General features: G+C 44.0%; 17 protein-coding genes. 11 read left to right on the top strand and 6 right to left on the bottom strand.

Features of this window, described 5'->3' with window-relative positions; translation table 11 throughout:
• The first annotated feature begins 6 nt into the window (after positions 1-6).
• The 3 genes from QF117_RS18900 to tldD are packed head-to-tail and all read left to right on the top strand — an operon-like array spanning position 7 to position 6,172.
• Positions 7-3,885 carry a YhdP family protein gene (locus QF117_RS18900; RefSeq protein WP_282387592.1) on the top strand — a complete coding sequence of 1,293 codons (3,879 nt, stop codon included), beginning with the start codon at positions 7-9 and terminating at the stop codon, positions 3,883-3,885.
• A 6-nt stretch (positions 3,886-3,891) separates the two neighbouring features.
• Positions 3,892-4,713, top strand: a complete 822-nt coding sequence (locus QF117_RS18895) for a carbon-nitrogen hydrolase family protein (protein ID WP_282387591.1) — start codon at positions 3,892-3,894, stop codon at positions 4,711-4,713.
• A gap of 13 nt (positions 4,714-4,726) precedes the next feature.
• Positions 4,727-6,172: a metalloprotease TldD gene (gene tldD / locus QF117_RS18890; protein WP_282387590.1), complete on the top strand. Its 1,446-nt coding sequence runs from the start codon at positions 4,727-4,729 to the stop codon at positions 6,170-6,172.
• A gap of 66 nt (positions 6,173-6,238) precedes the next feature.
• Here the strand turns inward: tldD and arcA are convergent, their stop codons facing one another.
• Complete coding sequence (arcA, locus tag QF117_RS18885; RefSeq protein WP_282387589.1) at positions 6,239-7,474, bottom strand: arginine deiminase; 1,236 nt, start codon at positions 7,472-7,474, stop codon at positions 6,239-6,241.
• Between the two features lie 559 nt (positions 7,475-8,033).
• On the opposite strand from arcA, the gene rraB reads away from it, so the two are divergent.
• Positions 8,034-8,462, top strand: a complete 429-nt coding sequence (rraB, locus tag QF117_RS18880; protein WP_282387587.1) for a ribonuclease E inhibitor RraB — start codon at positions 8,034-8,036, stop codon at positions 8,460-8,462.
• Between the two features lie 60 nt (positions 8,463-8,522).
• Here the strand turns inward: rraB and QF117_RS18875 are convergent, their stop codons facing one another.
• Entirely contained in the window at positions 8,523-8,756 is a 234-nt protein-coding gene (locus QF117_RS18875) for a hypothetical protein (RefSeq protein ID WP_017035143.1), read from the bottom strand.
• 230 nt (positions 8,757-8,986) lie between these two features.
• Here QF117_RS18875 and epd point away from each other — a divergent pair, with 230 nt between their 5' ends.
• The 5 genes from epd to QF117_RS18850 all read left to right on the top strand — a co-directional run bounded on the left by epd (position 8,987) and on the right by QF117_RS18850 (position 14,681).
• On the top strand, positions 8,987-10,018 hold the full coding sequence (gene epd, locus QF117_RS18870) for an erythrose-4-phosphate dehydrogenase (RefSeq protein ID WP_282387585.1): 1,032 nt from the start codon (positions 8,987-8,989) through the stop codon (positions 10,016-10,018).
• Positions 10,019-10,170: 152 nt separating this feature from the next.
• Complete coding sequence (locus QF117_RS18865; protein ID WP_282387583.1) at positions 10,171-11,334, top strand: phosphoglycerate kinase; 1,164 nt, start codon at positions 10,171-10,173, stop codon at positions 11,332-11,334.
• A 137-nt stretch (positions 11,335-11,471) separates the two neighbouring features.
• Complete coding sequence (fbaA, locus tag QF117_RS18860; RefSeq protein ID WP_282387581.1) at positions 11,472-12,548, top strand: class II fructose-bisphosphate aldolase; 1,077 nt, start codon at positions 11,472-11,474, stop codon at positions 12,546-12,548.
• A 288-nt stretch (positions 12,549-12,836) separates the two neighbouring features.
• Positions 12,837-13,700 carry a small-conductance mechanosensitive channel MscS gene (mscS, locus tag QF117_RS18855; RefSeq protein ID WP_282387580.1) on the top strand — a complete coding sequence of 288 codons (864 nt, stop codon included), beginning with the start codon at positions 12,837-12,839 and terminating at the stop codon, positions 13,698-13,700.
• 282 nt (positions 13,701-13,982) lie between these two features.
• Positions 13,983-14,681 (top strand): oxidative stress defense protein, encoded by a 699-nt coding sequence (locus QF117_RS18850; RefSeq protein WP_282387579.1) that lies wholly within the window; start codon positions 13,983-13,985, stop codon positions 14,679-14,681.
• A 115-nt stretch (positions 14,682-14,796) separates the two neighbouring features.
• On the opposite strand, the gene pykF is transcribed toward QF117_RS18850, so the two are convergent.
• Positions 14,797-16,209, bottom strand: coding sequence for a pyruvate kinase PykF (gene pykF / locus QF117_RS18845; RefSeq protein ID WP_017035149.1), 1,413 nt, complete (start codon positions 16,207-16,209; stop codon positions 14,797-14,799).
• 423 nt (positions 16,210-16,632) lie between these two features.
• On the opposite strand from pykF, the gene QF117_RS18840 reads away from it, so the two are divergent.
• A complete protein-coding gene (locus tag QF117_RS18840; RefSeq protein ID WP_282387578.1) occupies positions 16,633-17,394 on the top strand; it encodes a DeoR family transcriptional regulator in 762 nt (253 codons plus the stop codon).
• A 104-nt stretch (positions 17,395-17,498) separates the two neighbouring features.
• Positions 17,499-19,331: a glutamine--fructose-6-phosphate transaminase (isomerizing) gene (gene glmS / locus QF117_RS18835; protein WP_282387577.1), complete on the top strand. Its 1,833-nt coding sequence runs from the start codon at positions 17,499-17,501 to the stop codon at positions 19,329-19,331.
• Positions 19,332-19,502: 171 nt separating this feature from the next.
• On the opposite strand, the gene QF117_RS18830 is transcribed toward glmS, so the two are convergent.
• The 3 genes from QF117_RS18830 to QF117_RS18820 form a co-directional block, all read right to left on the bottom strand.
• A complete protein-coding gene (locus QF117_RS18830; protein WP_017038227.1) occupies positions 19,503-20,033 on the bottom strand; it encodes an MltR family transcriptional regulator in 531 nt (176 codons plus the stop codon).
• A gap of 48 nt (positions 20,034-20,081) precedes the next feature.
• On the bottom strand, positions 20,082-21,230 hold the full coding sequence (locus tag QF117_RS18825) for a mannitol-1-phosphate 5-dehydrogenase (RefSeq protein ID WP_282387575.1): 1,149 nt from the start codon (positions 21,228-21,230) through the stop codon (positions 20,082-20,084).
• 103 nt (positions 21,231-21,333) lie between these two features.
• Positions 21,334-23,283 (bottom strand): PTS mannitol transporter subunit IICBA, encoded by a 1,950-nt coding sequence (locus tag QF117_RS18820; protein WP_282387574.1) that lies wholly within the window; start codon positions 23,281-23,283, stop codon positions 21,334-21,336.
• Between the last annotated feature and the right edge of the window lie 98 nt (positions 23,284-23,381).

The raw sequence follows: 23,381 nt of genomic DNA, 5'->3' as shown, positions 1-23,381 counted from the left end.
CATTTTGTGAATTCCGCTTTCGTCCACCTGCTGCGGGTGTTGTTATTCTTGCTCCTCACCATTTTTGTTTCATTAGCAATTTTGGTGACGAGCTTGCGCATCGCTCTGCCTAAGCTCAATCATTTTCAAGATGAGATTCAATCTTGGGTCAGTCAGAGTGCAGGGATTGAGTTTAACATTGATAGCGTCAAAGGTTTTTGGCGCAATACTCATCCCTCTATCGCTTTGGAAGGGCTAGCGGCTGATCTTCCTGATAATTCCAATATTCACCTTTCGGCGACAACTCTGGAAGTGGAGTTTGACCTCATCCAATCTATTCTTCAGCTTCAACCTATTGTGACCGATTTATCGATCAATGAGATGAAGCTGGATATACGGTCGGTCTCGTTATTTCAACAATCTGAAGAAACGAGTGAAAACGTCCCAGATCATGACAGCTCTGTGGTGGCAAAGTTAGATAGATTGTTGCTGTCCCAGCTGGATGACTTTTCTTTACTCAACTCATCAATCATGTATCAGGCAGTCGATGGTGGCACGCGTCAATTAGATATTGAAAACTTACGTTGGCTCAATCAAGGTCATTTACATAAAGCTGAAGGTACGGTCAGTATTGCTGATACCGCGCTAAATTCGTTGCAAGTAAGCGCTAACTTTTATGATTACGGCTCATTAAAGGATGTATCGGGTGAATTTTATTTGGCTGCCAATAATCTTCGCATTACCCCCTGGATTCCAAGTGAATGGCGGGAAAAAACCGGCATAGAAAAAGGCTTTGTTAGTTTTAGCAGTTGGATAACGTTAGAGCATGGACGTCCTGTTGATGCTTATGTCGATCTGAATCCATCAGAACTGGTTTGGAATGATGAACAGCAACATTTACTGGTGCTTGAATCGGGTATTATCAAGCTGTTACCGAGTGAAGAAGGCTTGCGAGTTGATGCGCACTCGTTACAAGTGAGAAGCGACAGTATCGAATGGCCAGAACTAGACCTTGCGTTTGATTGGCAACCAGATTTATGGCGTTTAAATATCTCTCATCTGGATTTGAAAGCACTGCGCCCTTTGGTTCGATTGGTTCCCGATTCAGACGATACGGTTAACTTCATTGAAGAGCTGGATTTTACCGGTCAGTTAGAAGATGTCAGAATTTCGAAAGGCGAAACTATAGAGTCACTTCGTTACTCTGGTGAGTTAAATTACGCTGGTATGGCCCAATGGGGTTTGCTTCCTGAAGTCCATCATGCGTCAATTTCTGTCGCGGGGAACATCGAGCAAGCGAAAGCTTCCGTCTCCTTGATTGACGACGTTTTACCGTATGGGGATGTCTTCCAAGCCCCACTTAATATCCGGCAGGGACAAGTCGATATTGTGTGGCAAAATAACTCTGATGGTTGGTCGTTATGGGCCGATAAGGTAACGGCGGCCACTCCTGACCTGCAAGTGTTAGGGGCATTCCGTTTAGATTTTCCAGAAAACCGCAGTCCATTCCTCTCTTTTTATGCTGAAGCTGATCTATACAACGCAGGTCAGACTTGGCGATATTTACCGACATTGGCGTTAGGTCAGGGGTTAACGGATTACTTATCAACAGGGATCCAAGCCGGTAAGGTGAGCACGTCTAAACTGCTTTGGTACGGTGAGCTTGGGGATTTCCCTTACCATAACAACGATGGAATATTCCAAGCCTGGGTTGGGCTAGAACAAGCCAAGTTCAGTTTTGATACCGCATGGCCTCCGATCACTGATCTGCAACTCGATCTCTTGTTTGAAAATGCCGCTATGTACTTAGATTCGCAAGACGCCACGTTGGTGGATGTTCATGCAAAGCGCATTACAGGTCGAATTCCTGAATTATCAGGTGCAGGGCATATTGAAATCGAAGCCAGTGCCGTAGCGCAAGGCAACGCTGTTCGAGATTACATGACGGCCTCACCATTGGTTGACTCGGTGGGCGCGGCGCTCACCGCCATTCAAGTCGATGGCGAAGTGACGTCAGAGTTTCAATTGTACATCCCTTTCAATAGCGAAACGGAATCACGGGCTTGGGGTTTTGCCGATCTCACCAGTAATCACGTTGAGATAGAAGCACCGCCTATGACCCTCGAGAAAGTGACGGGGCGAATTGAATTCGATAACGACGTTGTTCAAGCAGCGGGCCTATCGGCGGATCTATTAGAACAGCCAATTTCTATCGACTTTTCGGGTGAAAATTCATCGGGTTCGGGTTATTCCGTGGGAATAGATCTACTCGCAGATTGGGATATTGCTCCATTATCTCCTTATGTGGGGGATCGTTGGACGCAAGAACTCTCCGGCCATGCGCCTTGGCAGTCCGAGATTAATATCCAACTTAATGATGTTGGGTTTACTTATCAAATCGACCTGACTGCCGATATGACCATGGTAAAAAGTGATTACCCTTATCCGTTAAACAAACCGTTAAAACAAAAAGGACAAGCGCGATTGCAAGCGTCAGGCAATCAAGAATCGATCAGTGCTCGTTTATCACTGCCAAGAGCAAAATACCAAGCGGAAATCGATATTCGACCCGAAACGCCTGTGCTCACGGCAACCAATCTGGTTGTGGGAAATGGCAGCTTTAAAATTAGCCCTGTCGCTGGGCATCACGCACAGATTCGAACCAATAAGTTTAACCTAGATAAATGGATCCAAATTGGCAGTCGACCAGTGCCGAAACAAAAGGCCGTGCTGGATGAACTCAATACGCCCGAGATCCCCATGCCGGAAAGGATCAATATCGATGTGGCGGATCTCACGTTGGCGGATATCGAATGGCATGATGTTAACTTTTCTGCGCGAAGAAAAAATTTAGGCTGGCATTTTGATCTAGAAAGCCAAGAAGCAAGTGGTCAAGCGAGCTATATAGAGCCTTATGATCTTTCGGTCGCACTGGATCGTTTGCATGTCTATATCCCCGCTTTAGATGAGGTAAAGGAAGATCGATCCATTTTAACCAGTAAAAGTGATTCGACAGGGGTAATCACACATTTTGATCGCACTTTTCATCAGGCAATGCCAAACTTAACCTTAGCGATTGATGATTTTTGGTTACAAGGCTACAAAGTCGGTAAAGTGAATGTCGACTTAGTACGCCAAGGCAACACGTTAGAATGGAATGATATTTCGATCACAAGCGGGACCAATAGCATTTCAATCAATGGGGGCTGGACGCTAACGGATGATCAAAGTGTCACTGAATACAATATGGCAATGAGTGGTGATAACAACAGTGATCTTATGGAGCGCTTTGGAATCAGTACCGGTATTCAGCGTGCCCCTTTTGATCTCTCTGCACAACTGAAGTGGGATGGTGCACCTTGGTCAATGCAAGTGGATACCTTAGAAGGCAAGGTGACAAGTAAGCTTGGAAAAGGGGTTGTTTCTGATGTGAGCGGTGCGGCTCGATTGCTTGGTCTGTTTAGTTTGGATTCTATTATTCGTAAGATGCAGCTCGACTTTACGGATGTGTTCGATAAAGGAATGGCGTTTAATTCGATTAAAGGAACCGGTGAAATACGAGATGGGATCTTTGTTACTAACGATATTCAGATGGACGCAGTGGCTGGCGAAATGAACATCAAAGGGTTAGCGAATCTCAATGATCGAACCGTTGATGCTGAAGTGAACTTTGTCCCAGATATCACCTCAGGGATCCCAGTCTTAACCGCCTTTGCTGTGGCGCCACAAACTGCTATTTATGTTTTAGCTATTACTACGGTGATCGCGCCTGTGGTTGAGGTTTTCACCCAGGTGAATTACCAGGTCCAAGGGCCGCTCGATTCTCCTACCGTGAGCGAACTGTCGCGTCGAACCGCTGAATTTAAATTGCCCAAAAAGCTTCTTAAAGAGGCGAAATCGGAGTAATACACAATGGAATGTGTTGGCATTATCCAAATGACATCAACGCCAGACCCTATTGAAAACTTGGCGTACATTGAGCTGGAAGTCGCAAAGCTTGCTAACGAAGGTGCAAGGTGGGTTGTTACCCCAGAAAACGCACTGGTATTTGGTCATCGCAACGATTATCACCACCACGCAGAGCCTTTGGGAAAAGGGCCAATTCAGCAGCGTCTTTGCGATTTGGCGCAGCACTGGTCTGTCTGGATCATCATTGGCAGTATGCCAATTCGCAACCCACAGGGTAATGTCAGCACAACGTGTCTTGTTATTAATCATCATGGTGAGCTGGTTGCTCATTACGATAAATTGCATATGTTTGATGTGGATGTAAAAGATACCCATCAACGTTATCGAGAGTCAGAAACGTTTACCCCAGGCTCAGAAATCGTGGTGACAGAGACGCCTTTTGGGAAATTAGGGCTGTCAATCTGTTATGATGTGCGCTTCCCCCATTTATATTCTGAGCTAGTCAAACAAGGGGCTCAAATATTGCTGGTTCCTGCGGCGTTTACCGCCGTAACGGGAAAAGCACATTGGGAAACACTATTAACCTCCCGAGCGATTGAAACACAGTCTTGGGTCGTCGCGGTGAATCAAGTCGGTCGGCACCCGTGTGGCCGAGAAACCTGGGGGCACTCCATGATCATCAGCCCTTGGGGGGATGTTGTTCTTCGCCTTAAAGACAAACCTCAAAGTGCGATTGTCGAGCTCGATTTACAACCGCTTATCGACATTCGTAACACCATGCCAGTGGCGTCGCACACTCGGTTTGAAAACCATTTTAAAAAATAATTAAGAGTAGATTATGAGCCTGAACCGAATCGAAGATGCACTGTTATCGCCAACGGGTCTAACGCAGCAAGAAATATCAGAGACACTCGCAAGTATTGCCACACGTCAAATTGATTACGCTGACATCTATTTTCAATCCAGCTGGCATGAATCACTAGTGCTTGAAGACAGTATCATTAAAGATGGTTCATTCAATATTGACTGTGGTGTCGGTGTACGTGCTGTCGCGGGGGAAAAGACCGGTTTTGCCTACTCTGACCAAATTAACCTTGAAGGATTAACGCAAAGTGCAAACGCGGCTCGTGGTATTGCTAAGCAAGGGCAAAGCTTAAAAGTCAAAGCGTTTAGTCGTCATGAAAATCAAGCTTATTACTCAGCGATCAATCCTCTCGCAAGCTGGGAAAAACAGCAAAAAACGGAACTGCTGAAAGAGCTTGATGCGTACATTCGTACCAAGGAGCCGCTAATCCAAGAGGTCTCCGTCAGCTTGAGTGGTGTGCATGAAAATATGCTCGTTGCTGCGACCGACGGCACTTATGCTGGCGATATTCGCCCCTTAGTTCGTTTGTCTATTAGCGTGTTAGCGGAAAGAGGGGATCGTCGAGAGCGCGGAAGTGCTGGCGGTGGTGGCCGCTTCGGCTATGATTTCTTCTTGTCAGACAGCGATGGTGTAAAAGTCGCCTATCAATTTGCTGATGAAGCGATTCGCCAGGCACTCGTTAACCTCGAAGCGGTGGCGGCCCCTGCGGGCGCGATGCCTGTCGTGCTAGGTTCGGGTTGGCCGGGTGTATTACTTCATGAAGCGGTAGGCCATGGTCTAGAAGGTGATTTTAACCGTAAAGAGTCATCGGTTTTCTCTGGAAAAATCGGTGAAATGGTCACTTCTAAGCACTGTACGATCGTCGATGATGGCACGTTAAAAGATTTGCGAGGTTCACTGAATGTGGACGATGAAGGGGTGAGCGGCCAGTACAATACCCTAATAGAAAATGGTCAGCTCAAAGGCTACATGCAAGATAAACTCAATGCTCGCTTAATGGGCGTTGCGCCTACGGGGAATGGTCGCCGTGAGTCGTATGCACATTTGCCAATGCCTCGCATGACCAATACTTACATGCTACCTGGCGAGCATTCACCTGAAGAAATCATCTCGACGGTTAAAAGAGGCTTATACGCTCCGAACTTTGGCGGAGGTCAGGTTGATATCACATCAGGGAAATTTGTTTTCTCTGCGTCTGAAGCGTATATGATTGAAGACGGAAAAATCACGCATCCGGTCAAAGGAGCAACCTTGATTGGGTCGGGTATTGAAGCGATGCAGCAAGTGTCTATGGTCGGCAACGATCTTAGTTTAGACCGTGGTGTGGGTGTTTGTGGTAAAGCCGGACAAAGTGTTCCTGTTGGTGTGGGACAGCCGACATTGAAGCTCGATATGTTAACCGTTGGTGGTACTGAGTAATAAAAATAGGGAGAGCTTAAACTCTCCCTATTTTCTGCCTGCTGTTTCGCTTCTTCTCGGCTTTTTCTAAATCCCGTCACGCTCGATTGGGCAACTCATACAACGTGCCCCACCGCGACCACGCCCCAGCTCATTTCCTGGAATGGTTAATACCTCAATGCCTGCTTTGTCGTATTTTTCATTGGTATACACGTTTCGCTCATAACCAATAACCACGCCGGGTTTCACGGTTAGAACGTTATTCGCATCGTTCCATTGTTCCCGCTCCGCTTCGTAGCTATCGCCACCGGTGGTAATGATCTTTAAATAATCCAACCCTAATGCATGTTCAATGGCGTGAGTGTAGCTGGGTACTTTTTCCACGTTCATCTCGGTTGATCCGATGGCCTCACTACTTTTTGGTGTGAGACGCCAAGTATCGAGATCTTTACGCATGATCTCCGGATAAACAGAGAAAGTGTCGATATCCATATGTGTCATGACCGTATCGAGGTGCATGCACGAACGATGTTTAGGAAGATCAACGGCGATCACTTCTTTAGCTTGACCATGTTTAAACAGGTTAGCTGCAAAGTTTTCGACACCTTGAGGGGTGGTTCGCTCAGAGATGCCAATCAGTACCGCACCATTGCCGATAACAAGGACATCCCCCCCTTCAATATTGGCATTATCATAATGAAGATCTTCGTTGCCAAAGTATTGAATAAAATCTTGCCCTGCAAAGACAGGATGCCAACGATAGATCGCGCGCAAATGATTCGTTTCACGTTGACGTGCCGCTTTCATCATTGGGTTGAGAGACACACCGCCATAAACCCAACAAGACGTATCTCGGGTGAACAAATGATTGGGAAGAGGTTCAATAACAAAGTCCAACGGTCTGTGCATTTTAGGCAGCATCGATGAAGATTGAATCTTAAGCTCGGAGTACGCTAGACCACCTAAAAGAACCGTTGCTAGGTGATCATTGGTCATTTCGTTTAGATAATGACGCAAATCTTTCGCAAAGACAGGCCCATAGCGATAATCAGAAATTTGAGTGTTGAGCAGCCAGATTTTGGCTTCTTCTATCGCCAGGGTATCGACCAGAAGATCGTGCAGCAGTAAAACTTCAACACCTTGATTCGTCAGTGTCTTAGCAAAAGCATCGTGTTCTTCCCCTGCGGCTTCGACAGCGAGCACATCGTCAAAAAGCAGTTCGTGGCAGTTTGATGGGGTGAGGTGAGTGAGCGCACGCTCAGGTCGGTTTAATAATACTCGTCTTAACTGACCGACTTCAGATCCAACGTACAACTTGCTCATTTCGTATCCTTACTAAAATTCCAGTCGTTATTTATGACAAGCTTACGGTAAAGATGCAAGTGGCAGTGCTGATGGGAACTACTAAATTAATTTTTTTTTAAGAATTATTTCCTGTCATTTGGCTTTTCTATAGATATAGACTTCACGGTAAGTGTCAGTGATAGATTAATGCCTATTGCGTGCCTATGCGTTTTCTTTATTTAGCATAGAAGACAAATATCAAACGAATCTCGAATAGATATTCACCTTAGAGGCAAACTGAGCAGATGCGTAAATCTTTATTCAAATTTGGAAAAGTAGTGATATTCAGTGTTTGACCATATTCACGCACTTTTGACGCAAAATAGAGAATGACACTCGTAAGATAAAACTCTGAATTTTACAATAGGGTGATGAATGTTGAAAAAATGTAAACCAAACAATGACGGCGCAGCTTATTCTACCGTTCTAAGATAAAGATCTGACAAGGATCGCTTTGTTGGTGGCAATTTTTCTCGAACCATGCGATATTTCGCTGCAATTATTTTCAATTTTATGAACACGATCCGGAGCACACACTATGTCTCACGCAGATGACTATCTATCAGTAGAAGACTTAATTGAGATTCAAAAGGAAGAGACTCGCGATATCATTCAAGCCTTGTTGGAAGATGGTAGTGAACCCGATTCGCTGTACGAGATTGAACATCATTTATTTGCAGAAGATTTTGCTACGTTAGAAAAAGCAGCAGTAGAAGCCTTTAAGATGGGCTTTGAAGTTCTAGAAGCAGAAGAGACTGAAGATGAAGATGGCAAAAAGCTTCTTTGCTGTGATGCAACCATGGAGTCAGTTTTAGACGCTGAAGCTATCGATGCACAAGTAGAAAAACTAGTTAACCTTGCTGAGAAGTACGACATTATTTATGACGGTTGGGGCACTTACTATGAAGGTGAAGATGCGCTAGTTGAAGAAGATGAAGGCGAAGAAGACGAAGAAGACGAAAAATAACACGCTTTAGTCCGATGAAAAATAAAAACCGAGCTACTGCTCGGTTTTTTAATGCGTTCATTATTCGAATTCATTACCTTTATTGTCGAGCTCTCGATGACCACACGTTTTACATGTCACATAACGATCCATGTTGTAGTAATGCCCGCCGTTAATAAACTCTCTCAAGAACAGTAAGATTCTACCGCGCATGGTTGTCTGTGTATCGTAGCTGCTAGGCTTGCGTACTAGGACTTCACCGTGCTTGGTGTCTTGATTGCATTGTTTACAAAAGTGAGTAGCTGGGTATGACATAGTGCGGTCCTTTTGGTTGAAAAAATAGGCAAGAAACAGCCAAAAATACACACCACCAATACGTCAGCATCACAATCATCAATATGCTATATGTTGGCGTGGTTGCTCAAACAGAGTGTTAGCATTAGTCGAGGCAAGTCACGATATTGATGCGCTTTTCACCACTATCAGTTAGTATCTGTAGCACAAACTTTATGAAGACGATTCGAGTGAAGTAAGGCAATGGGATTATGTTAAAAGTAGCGATCAATGGATTTGGCCGTATCGGTCGTAACATTCTACGTGCACTGTATGAAAGTGGTAAAGACCATCAAATTAAGATCGTTGCTGTCAATGAGCTAGCTCAGCCAGATGCGATGGCTCATTTGCTTCAATACGATACCAGCCATGGTCGATTCGGCAAAAAAGTCAGTAATGATCAAGAGCACCTTTACATCCATCATGATAAAGACAGAACGGATTCAATTCGTATTCTACACTTAGCAGAAATCGACCTGCTGCCTTGGCGAGATCTCGACGTTGATCTTGTTCTCGATTGTACCGGGGTTTATGGTTGTCGCGCTGATGGGGAAGCGCATATTGCCGCTGGAGCAAAGAAAGTTCTATTCTCCCATCCCGGTGATAATGATCTTGATAACACCATCATCTATGGCGTTAACCATGACACCTTAACGAAGAATGATAGAATCGTGTCTAACGGCTCTTGTACAACAAATTGTATTGTTCCAATCATTAAGGTGCTTGATGAGCACTTTGGTATTGAATCTGGAACGATTACCACGATTCACTCTTCGATGAATGATCAGCAAGTGATCGATGCTTATCACAGTGATCTGCGCCGAACCCGCTCAGCCAGCCAATCTATTATTCCGGTCGACACTAAGCTTCATAAGGGGATTGAACGGATTTTTCCGAAATTTTCCAACAAATTTGAAGCCATTTCTGTCAGAGTTCCCACAGTAAACGTCACTGCCATGGATTTAAGTGTCACAATTAATACAAATGTGAAAGTTAATGACGTAAATCAAACCATTTTGGCCGCATCTCAGTGTACATTAGATGGCATTGTTGACTATACTGAAGCGCCGCTTGTTTCTATCGACTTTAATCACGATCCTCATAGCGCGATAGTCGATGGTTCACAAACACGAGTAAGCAATGGGCACCTTGTTAAGATGCTCGTATGGTGTGATAACGAATGGGGCTTTGCGAATCGTATGCTGGATACCGCGCTCGCAATGCAAGCATCCCAGTTCAAATAGAATGGAAAGGATGCCGTGGAGAAATATTTATTTCTAAGGTTGAAATAAATCGATGTATCTCCATATAAGTACCAGTTTGAAGAATTATTAGGCTCGGCAGGGTTGCCGGGTTTCCAAAAACTTTATTTATTAAATTATTTGAGAGGACAAACATGTCTGTAATCAAGATGACTGACCTGGAACTTGCAGGTAAACGCATTTTCATCCGTGCTGACCTTAACGTGCCAGTAAAAGACGGTAAAGTAACTTCAGATGCACGTATCCTTGCGTCGCTACCAACTATCAAACTTTGCCTAGAAGCTGGCGCAAAAGTTATGGTTACTTCTCACCTTGGTCGTCCTACTGAAGGCGAATACAACGAAGAGTTCTCTCTAGCTCCTGTTGTTAACTACCTAAACGACGCACTAGATTGCGACGTTAAACTCGCTAAAGATTACCTAGATGGCCTAGAGCTAAACGCGGGTGAACTTGTTGTTCTTGAAAACGTTCGTTTTAACAAAGGCGAAAAGAAGAACGAAGAAGCACTTTCTAAGCAGTACGCGGCACTGTGTGACATCTTTGTAATGGATGCATTCGGTACGGCTCACCGTGCACAAGCTTCTACTCACGGTGTTGGTACTTACGCGCCTGTTGCGTGTGCGGGCCCTCTTCTTGCGGCTGAACTTGAAGCACTTGGTAGAGCAATGGACAACCCAGCTCGTCCATTAGTGGCTATTGTTGGTGGTTCTAAAGTATCGACTAAGCTAACGGTTCTTGAATCTCTTTCTAAAATCGCTGACCAACTGGTTGTAGGCGGTGGTATTGCGAATACCTTCATCGCAGCTGAAGGCCACAACGTAGGTAAGTCTCTTTACGAAGCAGACCTAGTTGAAACGGCGCAAAAGCTCATGAAAGAGTGTGCGATTCCAGTAGCGACTGACGTTGCATGTGCAAAAGCATTTGATGAAAATGCTGAAGCTGAAATCAAGCACGTTTCTGAAGTTCAAGACGACGACATGATCTTCGATCTTGGCCCAGATTCAACAGCGGCTCTAGCTGAAATCATCGGCAATGCTAAAACGATTCTTTGGAATGGCCCTGTAGGCGTATTCGAATTCAAAAACTTTGAAGCGGGTACTGCGGGTATTTCTAAAGCAATCGCTGACTCTGCAGGTTTCTCTGTAGCGGGCGGTGGCGACACCCTAGCTGCTATCGACAAGTTCGGTATTAAAGCTGACGTTTCTTACATTTCTACTGGCGGTGGCGCTTTCCTTGAGTTTGTTGAAGGTAAAGTACTTCCAGCTGTAGCAATGCTTGAAGAGCGTGCTAAGAAGTAATTGATGAAAGCGGGAATAAAAATTTCCGCTTTTTTTATGTTTGTTTGATACAATGCGCGCGTTGTGAGCAAACGTTTGCAAGTTTTTAAACTTTAGTTTTTTAATCTTAAAACGATAGAATAAATAGGACTTTTTCCATGTCTAAGATCTTCGATTTTGTAAAACCTGGTGTAATTTCTGGCGATGACGTACAGAAAGTATTTGAAATAGCAAAAGAAAACAAATTTGCTCTTCCTGCAGTAAACGTAGTCAATACTGATTCAATCAACGGTGTTCTAGAAGCAGCTGCTAAAGTTAAAGCTCCTGTTGTTGTTCAGTTCTCTAACGGCGGTGCTGGTTTCTTCGCTGGTAAAGGCGTAAAACTTGAAGGTCAAGGTGCACAAATCCTTGGTGCTGTAGCGGGTGCAAAATACGTACACGCTGTTGCTGCTTCTTACGGCGTTCCTGTGATTCTTCACACTGACCACGCGGCTAAGAAACTTCTTCCATGGATCGACGGTCTACTAGACGCTGGTGAAGAGTTCTTCGCACAAACGGGTAAGCCTCTATTCTCTTCTCACATGATTGACCTTTCTGAAGAGTCTCTAGAAGAGAACATCGAAACTTGTGCTAAATACCTAGCGCGTATGGCTAAAATGGACATGACGCTTGAGATTGAACTAGGTTGTACTGGTGGCGAAGAAGACGGTGTTGATAACACTGATATGGACGCATCTGAGCTATACACTTCTCCTGAAGATGTTGCATACGCTTACGAAATCTTAAACGCGGTTAGCCCACGTTTCACTATCGCTGCTTCTTTCGGCAACGTACACGGTGTTTACCAAGCGGGTAACGTAGTACTTACTCCTACTATCCTACGTGATTCTCAAGCTTACTGTGCAGAGAAGTTCGGCATTGCACCTAACGCTCTAAACTTCGTATTCCACGGTGGTTCTGGTTCTTCTGAAGAAGAAATCCAAGAGTCTATCGGCTACGGTGTTATCAAAATGAACATCGATACTGATACTCAGTGGGCAACTTGGGACGGTATCCGTACTTACTCTGCTGAAAACTTCGATTTCCTACAAGGCCAAATCGGTAACCCAACTGGCGAAGCTGCGCCAAACAAGAAGTACTACGATCCACGCGTATGGCTACGTGCAGGTCAAGCTTCAATGGTTACTCGCCTAGAAAAAGCGTTTGCTGACCTTAACGCTATCGACGTACTATAATTTAGTCTTCGATAACCGTTTCAAAAACCCGCCTATGGCGGGTTTTTTTATGCCTAAAATTCATTTCTAAGACGTTATTAAACCTAGCGAAACATTACATTTATGCGTAACCTGTAACAGGTTGTTATCAAAAGTGGTCTAGTAACGTAAGTTAACCAAACTCTTACTTTGCAATGCGCCATAAATAAGATATCGTGCCAAAAATTCGACGGCATTTGTAACGATTTGTTTCTAAGGCTGCGGGTGTTAAATGTGTTTGGTTTAGATGTATTTTAAGAGGACTAAGATATGGCAGATGGCTCACTGGAGATTGAAACTCCTTTGGTTGATGGGTTAACACACGCTGAAACGTGGTTAACGAATAATTCCGATTTATTTGTTCAATATGGTGTGAACATTATTTCCGCAGTACTTATTCTGTTCATCGGTAATATGATCGTTAAAGCAGTGGCGAATAGTGTTGCTAAGGTTTTAAAGAAAAAGGATATGGACAAGGCTGTTATTGAATTTGTTCATGGTCTAGTTCGTTACCTGTTGTTTGTGATTGTTCTTATTGCTGCATTGGGCAGGTTGGGTGTTCAAACCGCTTCTGTTGTTGCTGTTATTGGTGCCGCTGGTTTAGCCGTTGGTCTTGCATTACAAGGTTCGCTTTCAAACTTTGCCGCAGGTGTATTGATCGTAGCATTCCGTCCGTTTAAGTCTGGCGACTACGTGGAGATTGGCGGTGTAGCTGGTTCAGTTGAATCAATTCAGATTTTCCAAACGGTTCTAACAACACCAGACAATAAAATGGTTGTTGTGCCGAATGGTAGCGTAATTGGCAGCCCAATCACTAACTATTCGCGTCATGATACTCGCCGTGTCGATCACGTTATTGGTGTGTCATACAGTGCCGATCTAAAGAAAACAGAACAAGTTATTCGCGAAACACTTGAAGCTGACCCTCGTTTAATTAAAGAGAAAGGTATTCAAATTGGTGTCAGCGCTCTTGCTGATTCATCGGTGAATTTCGTCGTGCGACCTTGGTGTAAAACCGCCGATTATTGGGATGTTTACTTCGATACGCTTCAAGCGATAAAAATTGCTTTGGATGAAAATGATATCGAAATTCCATTCCCACAAATGGACGTACACCTTAATAAAGTCGATTAGTAAAAAGACATTTTTAGGTTAGGCAGAATAGCAACGGTCTGCCACAGAAAAAGCGAGTTCATCCAGCCCAGTATGTGAGATATATGGGTTGTATGAGACTCGCTTTTTTATTGTTGCTCGCTATAAGCTTCCAGACGTTAATATGATGAAATACAGGGCTGAGTGAATCTCAATGGCAATAAGATAAGTCTAGGTAAAAGTTATGTCAGGTTATTGGTGAAATGGTAGCCAATGGTAAGGGATGGCCTATTATATAAGTGATAAAACTATAAGGTATTAAAAATGAAGATGTTACCTATTTTGACCTTAGTAACCAGTGGTTTGATGAGCTTCAATACATTCGCCACTGCGCCGAACTTTCCTCACCTTGTGACGACGGGTTACGGTGAAGTTCAGGCAACCCCAGATATAGCGGAGTTTACGGTGAGAGTGGTTGAGACGACCATGACCGCAGAACAAGCCAAACAATCTGTGGATACAGTGGTCGATGACTTTATTGTTCAGCTTAGCCAACATAGCGTGACAAGCGAAAGCATTAATAGCTCCAATTTGTATCTGACCCCTCAATATCATTACCCTAAAAAAGGCAAACCAGAGCTGGTGGGGTATCGTGCATCTCGTACTGTGACGGTAAAAGTGGATGATTTGACCAAGCTTAATCAATATCTGGATATTGCTTTAAGTGAAGGGATCAATCAGGTTGATGCGATTCGTCTAAAAGTTCGTGATGAAAGTCAATACCAACAACAAGCGCGACTTGCTGCAATCAAAGACGCCAATGCCAAAGCAAAGTCCTTAGCGCAAGGTTTTGAACAAAAGATCGGTGGCGTATGGCGCATAGACTACAACATGCCAAGTACTCAGCCTGTTCTGATGCGCTCCATGTCAATGGACGCAGAGGCTGAAAGTAGCAGTTATCAAGACTCAACTCTCGTGATTCGAGATAGAGTCGATGTGATTTACAAGCTTGAGAATGAGTGAGTTGATCTGTAAGCACCTACCTTAAATAGGTGAATTAAGACTTTAAATCTAAGAACGATAGAAACAAAAAAGAGAGCCGAAGCTCTCTTTTTTAACATCAGAATCTAGTCAGTTCTTAAAGAACGTGAACAGAAGCTGTGTTAGTTGTACCTGAAGCAACAAGTGCACCAGAAACCATTAGTACGATGTCGCCTTTCTTACCAAGACCAGACTCAAGAGCAATTGTCTTACCGTTGATGTAGAAAGCATCTGTGCTTTCGATTGAATCAACAAGCACTGGCTTAACACCTTTAGTTAGTACTAGCTGTGCTGCAGTTTTCTTGTTTGTAGTAAGAGCAAGAATGTTTGCCGTTGGGAAGTACTTACGTACTGAACGTGCAGACTTGCCGCCTTCAGTAGCAACAACGATTAGAGGAGCCGCTAGTTTCTCAGCTGTGTCTACTGCGCCTTTACATACCGCTTCAGTGATGCGTAGACGTGGGCTGTCTAAACGAGAACCTAGTTCAGCTTTAAGAGCGCTGTCAGTACGGTTAGCGATTTGAGCCATGATAGTGACCGCTTCAACAGGGTACTTACCTTTAGCTGTTTCGCCAGAAAGCATGACTGCATCAGTACCATCCATGATAGCGTTCGCAACGTCACCCGCTTCAGCACGAGTTGGACGTGGGTTGCTGATCATTGAATCAAGCATTTGAGTTGCAGTGATAACCATCTTACGTGCACGGTTACACTTCTCGATCATCATTTTTTGAGCGAAAATTACTTCTTCAGCTGGGATTTCAACACCTAGATCGCCACGAGCAACCATGATGCCGTCAGACGCTTCAAGAATTGAATCGAAGTTATCAACACCTTCTTGGTTCTCAATTTTTGAGATGATGTGGATGCTTTCGCCGCCATTAGCGTTTAGAAGAGCACGGATTTCTTTAACATCTTCTTCTTTACGGATGAAAGAAGCAGCAACGAAATCAACGCCTTGCTCACAACCAAATTTAAGGTCAGCTTTGTCTTTTTCAGAAAGAGCTGGAAGTTGAACAGAAACGCCAGGAAGGTTAACACCTTTGTTTTCGCCTAGAGCGCCGTTGTTAAGAACTTTACACTTAACTTCTGTTTCAGACGTTGAGATAACTTCCATTTCGATTAGGCCGTCATCGACTAGAATAGTGTTACCAGCCGTTAGGTCTTTAGCAAAACCTAGGTAAGTAACAGCAACGATATCTTTATTACCTACAACTGAAGCATCAGTTGTGAAAGTGAACTCTTGACCAGCCACTAGGTCAACATCATTGCCGCCGTCTAGTTTGATCGTGCGGATTTCAGGACCTTTAGTGTCAAGAAGGATAGCAAGTTGCTCGCCTTTTGCTTCCATTACAGTGCGGAAGTTCGCAATACGAGTGCCGTGCTCTGCAAAGTCACCGTGTGAGAAGTTCAGGCGCATTACGTTCATGCCTGCATTTACTAGCTCAGTTAGTTTCTCAACAGATTCAGTTTTTGGGCCGATCGTACATACGATTTTGGTCTTTTTCATGGAAGATACTCTCCGGTAAGTAATGTTTAAATTTGAAATTGGTTTGTCATTGTTAATGTAGAACCTGCGTTTAGCATTTCTTATTAGCCAAAACTCATTGGTTTTTAAATAACTACATCATTCTTGTAAGTCTTTCACTTGATTTAGTCATTTTATGACCAAGCAAAAGCGCAAATATTGGGTTTTTATGGGACTCACCCTACTTGATTGGGTAAGTTTGCAAACAAATAACGACTAATTCTGTAATTTATTTTCTTTTCGGGCGCAATTCTACCACCGAATCATTTCAATATCACGGTATAGAGTTGTCTTAGGACAAGGTTTTGGTATGAAATATTTATTTTTTAGTTCGAAATAAATGGACGATTATCTTTCGCTTTGACTATAATTACTTTCAGTTTGAAACTTAAAGTGGATTTTTTGATGTCGAAACGAAACACACAGCTCAGAAGGCACGCTATTTCAAACCTAATTATCGAGTTAGGAGAAGTCAGCGTAGAGGAATTATCCTGTAAGTTTACAACATCTGAAGTCACGATTAGAAAGGATCTGGCTGAGCTTGAGAAAAATGGCCAGCTATTAAGACGCTATGGTGGTGCAATTGCACTACCTAAAGAAGTCGTCAATGAAGAGCTTGGCCCTAAAGTTTCGCCTCGAAAGATCAAACTGGCAACCGCCGCTGCGAATCTCATTCGAGATCATAATCGCATTGTGATTGACAGTGGCAGCACCACTGCTGCGCTTATACAGCAGCTGAATCATAAAAACGGATTAGTGGTGATGACCAACTCTTTAAATGTCGCGAATGCGCTGAATGATCTTGAAAGCGAGCCAACCTTATTAATGACTGGTGGCACTTGGGATACTCACTCTGAGTCCTTTCAAGGGCAAGTTGCAGAATCTGTTTTGCGCTCTTACGATTTTGACCAGCTATTTATTGGCGCCGATGGGATCGATCTTAGCCGAGGAACGACTACATTTAATGAGTTAGTTGGTTTAAGCAAGGTCATGGCTGAGGTGTCGCGGGAAGTCGTGGTGATGGTTGAATCTGAAAAACTGGGCCGAAAAATCCCTAATTTAGAATTGGGCTGGGAAAGCATCGATGTATTGGTGACCGATAGCGATCTTTCACCTGAACATTGTGCTGAGATTGAATCCAATAATGTGCGAGTCATTCTCGCGTAAAAATCTCGCTTAAAAAGAATGTTAGAAAAGACAAAGTCCCTATTTTATGGCTTTCGCTTGCCGCCTTGGGGATGAACACAATAAAAATATAATGGAGTAATACTATGTGTGGAATTGTAGGTGCCGTTGCGCAGCGTGATGTGGCCGAGATTTTAGTAGAGGGCCTTCGTCGCCTTGAGTATCGTGGGTATGACTCGGCGGGTGTTGCTGTGGTTGATAGCGAATCTAACCTGACTCGTGTACGCCGCCTAGGTAAAGTACAAGAGCTAGCAGACGCAGTAGACGAGCAACATGTGATTGGCGGTACTGGTATTGCGCATACTCGCTGGGCGACACACGGTGAACCTTCGGAAGCGAACGCTCACCCTCATATGTCAGGTGATATTGCAGTTGTACACAACGGTATTATCGAAAATCATGAAGCACTGCGCACTCTGCTAAAAGAGCGTGGCTATGAGTTTACCTCTCAAACCGATACAGAGGTTATTGCTCATCTTGTTGAATGGGAACGTCGCACTTCACACTCTCTGGTTGAAGCGTTGCAAAAGACAGCCAAACAATTAGATGGTGCTTACGGCACCGTTGTCGTTGATCGCAAGGATCCTAGCCGTATTGTTGTGGCGCGTTCAGGCAGTCCTATCGTTATTGGTTTCGGTGTCGGTGAAAACTTTTTGGCTTCTGATCAATTGGCACTGCTTAACGTAACTCGCCGCTTCATGTATCTCGAAGAAGGGGACGTTGCCGAGGTTACACGTCGTGAAGTTAATGTCTTTGATGTCGCTGGTGAGCGTGTTAATCGCGAAGTGGTGGAATCAAATGCTGAGCATGATGCTGGTGACAAAGGCAAATACCGTCACTTCATGCAGAAAGAAATATTCGAGCAACCAACGGCATTAATCAACACGATGGAAGGGCGTATTTCCGCTGATTCCGTGGTGACGAATGCCATTGGCGTTAATGCCGAAGAGATACTGAATCAGGTCGAACACGTTCAAATTATCGCGTGTGGTACCTCATACAATTCAGGAATGGCGGCTCGCTACTGGTTTGAATCCTTAGCTGGGGTCAGCTGTGATGTAGAAATTGCGTCTGAATTCCGTTACAGAAAATTTGTGACACGCCCAAACAGTCTGCTGGTTACGCTTTCTCAATCAGGTGAAACAGCAGACACGCTTGCAGCTCTTCGTCTGGCGAAAGAAAAAGGCTACATGGCAGCGATGACCGTATGTAATGTCGCGGGGTCGTCTTTAGTGCGTGAATCTGATTTTGCGTTTATGACGCGTGCAGGTACCGAGATAGGTGTCGCATCAACAAAAGCCTTCACTACACAACTGGCTGCTTTATTGATGATGGTGACTGCTCTTGGGAAGCAAAAAGGCGTGATCAATCGTGAAAAGGAAACGGAAATCGTCGAGGCTTTACACGCGTTACCGGCTCAAATTGAACACGCTTTATCATTCGATAAAGAAATTGAAGCGTTGGCTCCGGATTTTGCTGATAAACAACACACATTATTCTTGGGGCGCGGTGAGTTCTATCCTATTGCTATGGAAGCCTCATTGAAGCTGAAAGAAATATCATACATCCATGCTGAAGCCTATGCCGCTGGTGAACTTAAACATGGGCCTCTTGCGTTGATTGATGCCGATATGCCCGTAGTTGTTGTCGCACCAAATAATGATTTACTGGAAAAGTTAAAATCGAATGTCGAAGAGGTAAGGGCTCGTGGCGGTTTGTTGTATGTTTTTGCTGATGAAATGGCGGGCTTTGAAAGTGATGAGAACATGAAAATCATCAAAATGCCTCATGTGAGTGATATTACAGCCCCTATTTTTTATACGGTTCCAATGCAGTTACTGTCATACCATGTCGCGCTGATCAAAGGTACGGATGTCGATCAACCTAGAAATCTAGCTAAAGCTGTTACAGTGGAATAAATGGCCAGAGAGCTAAACGACAATTAGTTACATTTGAAGCCAAGGTCATCGCCTTGGCTTTTTATTTTCTTTATTGAGGTCGTAGTAGGAGAACCATTAATGGCAAAGTGCGCCGTGTTTTTACCAAGTCTGTTTGGCTAGCAATGACTGGTGAATCAAAAGGAGAAAAGGCTAGAATGGACTGTCCTTGCCGAGTTCATTGCAGATATCGACAATAGCCAGTGATAGGCTTGATTTAATAATTTGCTGTTGGCGCTGTAATTGAAGGTGATAGAACTCAATATTAACATCGTCATCAGGCTCAGTGACTTCAAGTTGAACCATGCCCATTTTTTTGACTAGGTTGAGTTCTTTTATTGGTAGAAGAATATTAGGATCAGTGAATTGATAATCAGCCGCATCGTTATTCAGTTTATTTTTGAGCTTAATAATATCCTCGATGTCGTGATATACCTCATCGGGAAGGACCCCCAAGCCAAACAGCAATTTTAAACGAACAGAAAGATCGCCCAACGGGCCAGTGTCTTGCAACAGTGGCCCGACGACCGACTGCACGGCAAAATTATCTTTACGAAATATTCGCTGAACTAAAGCATCGATGGAATCGCTGAAAACGTCGACGGTCGCAATAAAAAAACCCCGCACAGAAGGTGCGTTATTTAGCTGTTCGATGATCTCAGTTTCGTTGATATTAATGGGCATACACTTCTTTTAAAATTACGATAAAAGGGGCGTTAAGCCCCTATTTGTCTATAGTTGATTGAAAATTAGCTCAATGTTTTTCACTTCTTCGCTTGATTCAGCTAAGCCCGTATATTGCGCTAAGGTTTTTTTAATACCTTGTGTCTGTATCGACTGCTGTAACTCGACGGCCTGTGGATCGGTAGCGTTTGTGTATTTTAAAGCGGCAGCAATGCCTTTTAAAAGCGTTTTATTTTCAAGGTGATACTCGATTGTACCTAATAGCGGTTTGATTAATCGATCATTAGCACCCAATTTTCGAATCGGTTGACGTCCTACACGATCCACTTCATCAATAAGGTATGGGTTGGCAAAGCGATCTAGAATCTTGTTAATGTACGCATTGTGGATATCACGATCAAAGCCATAACGTTGAATCAGTACTTCACCGCTTTCGAGCATCGCTTGTTTCACTTCGTCTCGAATCTCTTTATCTTCAATGGCATCACGAATCGTAGGGTGTCCTTTGAGGCACCCTAGGTAGGCAGTAACACAGTGACCTGTGTTAAGAGTAAACAGTTTACGTTCAACGAACGCCATTAGGTTTGAGGTCTTTTCCATACCATCAATATCAGGTATTTCACCTTTAAATTGTTGCTCGTCAACAATCCATTCACTGAAGCTTTCAACCGTCACCTCGAGAGGATCGTCATTGGCTGCCGAGGTAGGAGGAACGATACGATCAACGGCTGAATCAACAAACCCAATAAGAATCTCTGCTTGATGGTGCAATGATTCATCTAAGTATTTGTAAACTTCGCCTTTTAAATGCGTCGTCCCACGAACCATATTTTCACAAGCAATGATATTAAGGGGCTTTTGATTCCCTGAGATGAAACGTTTCTCGATTCCCTTTGCAATAGTCTTAGCGATGATGTCGAGAACGTTTGGACCGACGGCTGTTGTCACTAAATCGGTTTTTACGATTTGGTCAATGACATCTTCGCTCGCCGAATTAACAGCAGTGACATGGGTGACCGTGTCCGTTTGACACTTCGAACCAACAACCTTGACTTTATATTCCTGTTTGTGACTGAGCTGATCCACTAGTGGTTCATCTACGTCGGCAAAGGTGACGGCAACGTCAGCGTCTGCGAGTAACTTACCAATGAAGCCACGGCCAATATTACCAGCACCAAAATGAACTGCATTTTTCATAATCTTACCTACTCAAAATATATAAATGGATAACGATTCTGCTTCTGGGTGAGGTCAACCGAATAGGGGGCGCAGTTGACCTCTTTTGCTCAGGAGCAAAACTTTATGCGGCTTGATGACCAGATAGGATGTTTAGAATCTCATTCACATCCTGTGTCTTAGTCAGCTTTTCGATGGCATCTGGCTCATCGAGCGCATTCGTTATTGAGGTAATAACTTGAATATGTTCGTCATTTTTAGCAGCAATACCGATAACCAGTTTCGCCACATCGTCTTTATCGTCGGTGAATTGAATACCCGATGGATATTGGCAAATCACTATGCCCGTTTTCTTTACACGATCTTTTGCTTCTACGGTTCCATGAGGAACAGCAATAGATTCACCAAGGTAAGTTGGGACCAATTTTTCACGCTCAAACATGGCATCGACATACTCTGGCTCTACATAACCAAGCTCAACGAGTTTGTTACCGGCAAAGCGAATCGCATCGTTTTTATTATCCGCTTTTAACCCGAGGTGAATATTCTTGCTTTGAATTTGGAAGACAGAAGGTTGAGTTTGCTCAAAGCTGTCGTCGTTCGCCGCTAATACTGACATCTTGCCAATGTTGTCTTCGTTGGCCGCGGTATTCTTTTGCGCAGACAATAGTTTTGCTACGAGCTGGTTGTACATTCCACTGTCTAGGAAATTCGTTAATGAAATGTGGTGTGCATTTTCAGCATGCATGCGAGCACGATCAGTCAGGTCTTTATGAGTAATCACAATATCGGCACCTTCTGTAAGGCTGTTAATCGCAAGATTAGTGACATTAATGGCTAAACCCGCTTCTTGAATTTTTTTTCGCAATAGACCAGCACCCATAGCACTAGACCCCATTCCTGCATCACAAGCGACAACAATGCTTTGCACATTGGCTAAATCGATGTTGCCTTTATTTTGGTGAGCAACCGTTGCGCCTTTAGAAGCTGACTTCATATTTTTCATTTGAGATGTCGCTTTATTTAGCGCTGATTCGTCTCCATCTTCATCGGTTGTGGTTTGTGTTTTCATTAATACCGAGGCAACGGCAAATGAAACCGCAGCGGATGAAATGATAGAGGCTAGGACGCCGACGATTGAAGCTTTCTGAGTCATCAGTAACACAGCAAAGATTGATCCTGGTGAAGCAGGAGAAACAATTCCCGCATCAAAGACCGTCAGAACAAATACGCCTGTCATACCACCAGCAATGGCTGCAAGAATTAATCTAGGGTTCATCAAGATGTATGGGAAATAAATCTCGTGGATACCACCGAAGAAATGAATAATCGATGCGCCACCAGCGGTTTGTTTTGCTGTGCCTTTACCAAACACCATGTACGCAAGCAAGATACCTAAACCAGGGCCTGGATTTGCTTCGATAAGGAAGAAAATCGATTGGCCTGCTTCAGAGGCTTGCTGAATACCCAGAGGAGAAAATATACCGTGGTTAATGGCGTTATTTAGGAAAAGGATTTTAGCTGGTTCAACAAAAATAGAGGTGAGAGGCAGAAGGTGTGCTTCCACTAAAAAGTGTACTCCGCCAGCAAGACCAGCAGATAATATTTTTACAAATGGCCCGATAAAAAAGAAAGCGATGATGGCACATACCATTCCGATAATGCCGGCAGAGAAATTGTTGACCAACATCTCAAAACCGCTTTTCACTTTCCCTTCAACTTTTTGGTCAAAGACTTTTATTGCCCAGCCGCCCATTGGGCCAACCATCATTGCCCCCATAAACATTGGGATGTCAGTCCCGACAATCACGCCCATTGTTGTAATTGCACCGACTACCGCGCCGCGTTCTCCGCCGACTAATTTACCGCCGGTATAACCGATCAATAAAGGTAATAGGTAGGTGATCATTGGGCCAACCATGGCCGCAAGAGTTTCGTTTGGAAGCCAGCCAGTTGGAATAAAGAGTGCGGTAATAAATCCCCAAGCGATGAAGGCGCCAATATTTGGCATTACCATGTTAGATAGGAAGCGACCAAAATTTTGTATCTTGATCTTAGCATCTGGTGATATCATTAGAATTCCCCGTTTGATGTTCTATTTAATTTTGTGTGGTAACGGTCCGCTAAAACCGTTGGTTGCTTAGTACTCAATCAATCTACCACATAAATTAA

The organism is Vibrio sp. YMD68 (assembly GCF_029958905.1).
Taxonomy (GTDB): domain Bacteria; phylum Pseudomonadota; class Gammaproteobacteria; order Enterobacterales; family Vibrionaceae; genus Vibrio.
The sequence above is the reverse complement of the archived record's forward strand: the minus strand, read 5'-3'. Positions and strand labels throughout refer to the sequence as shown.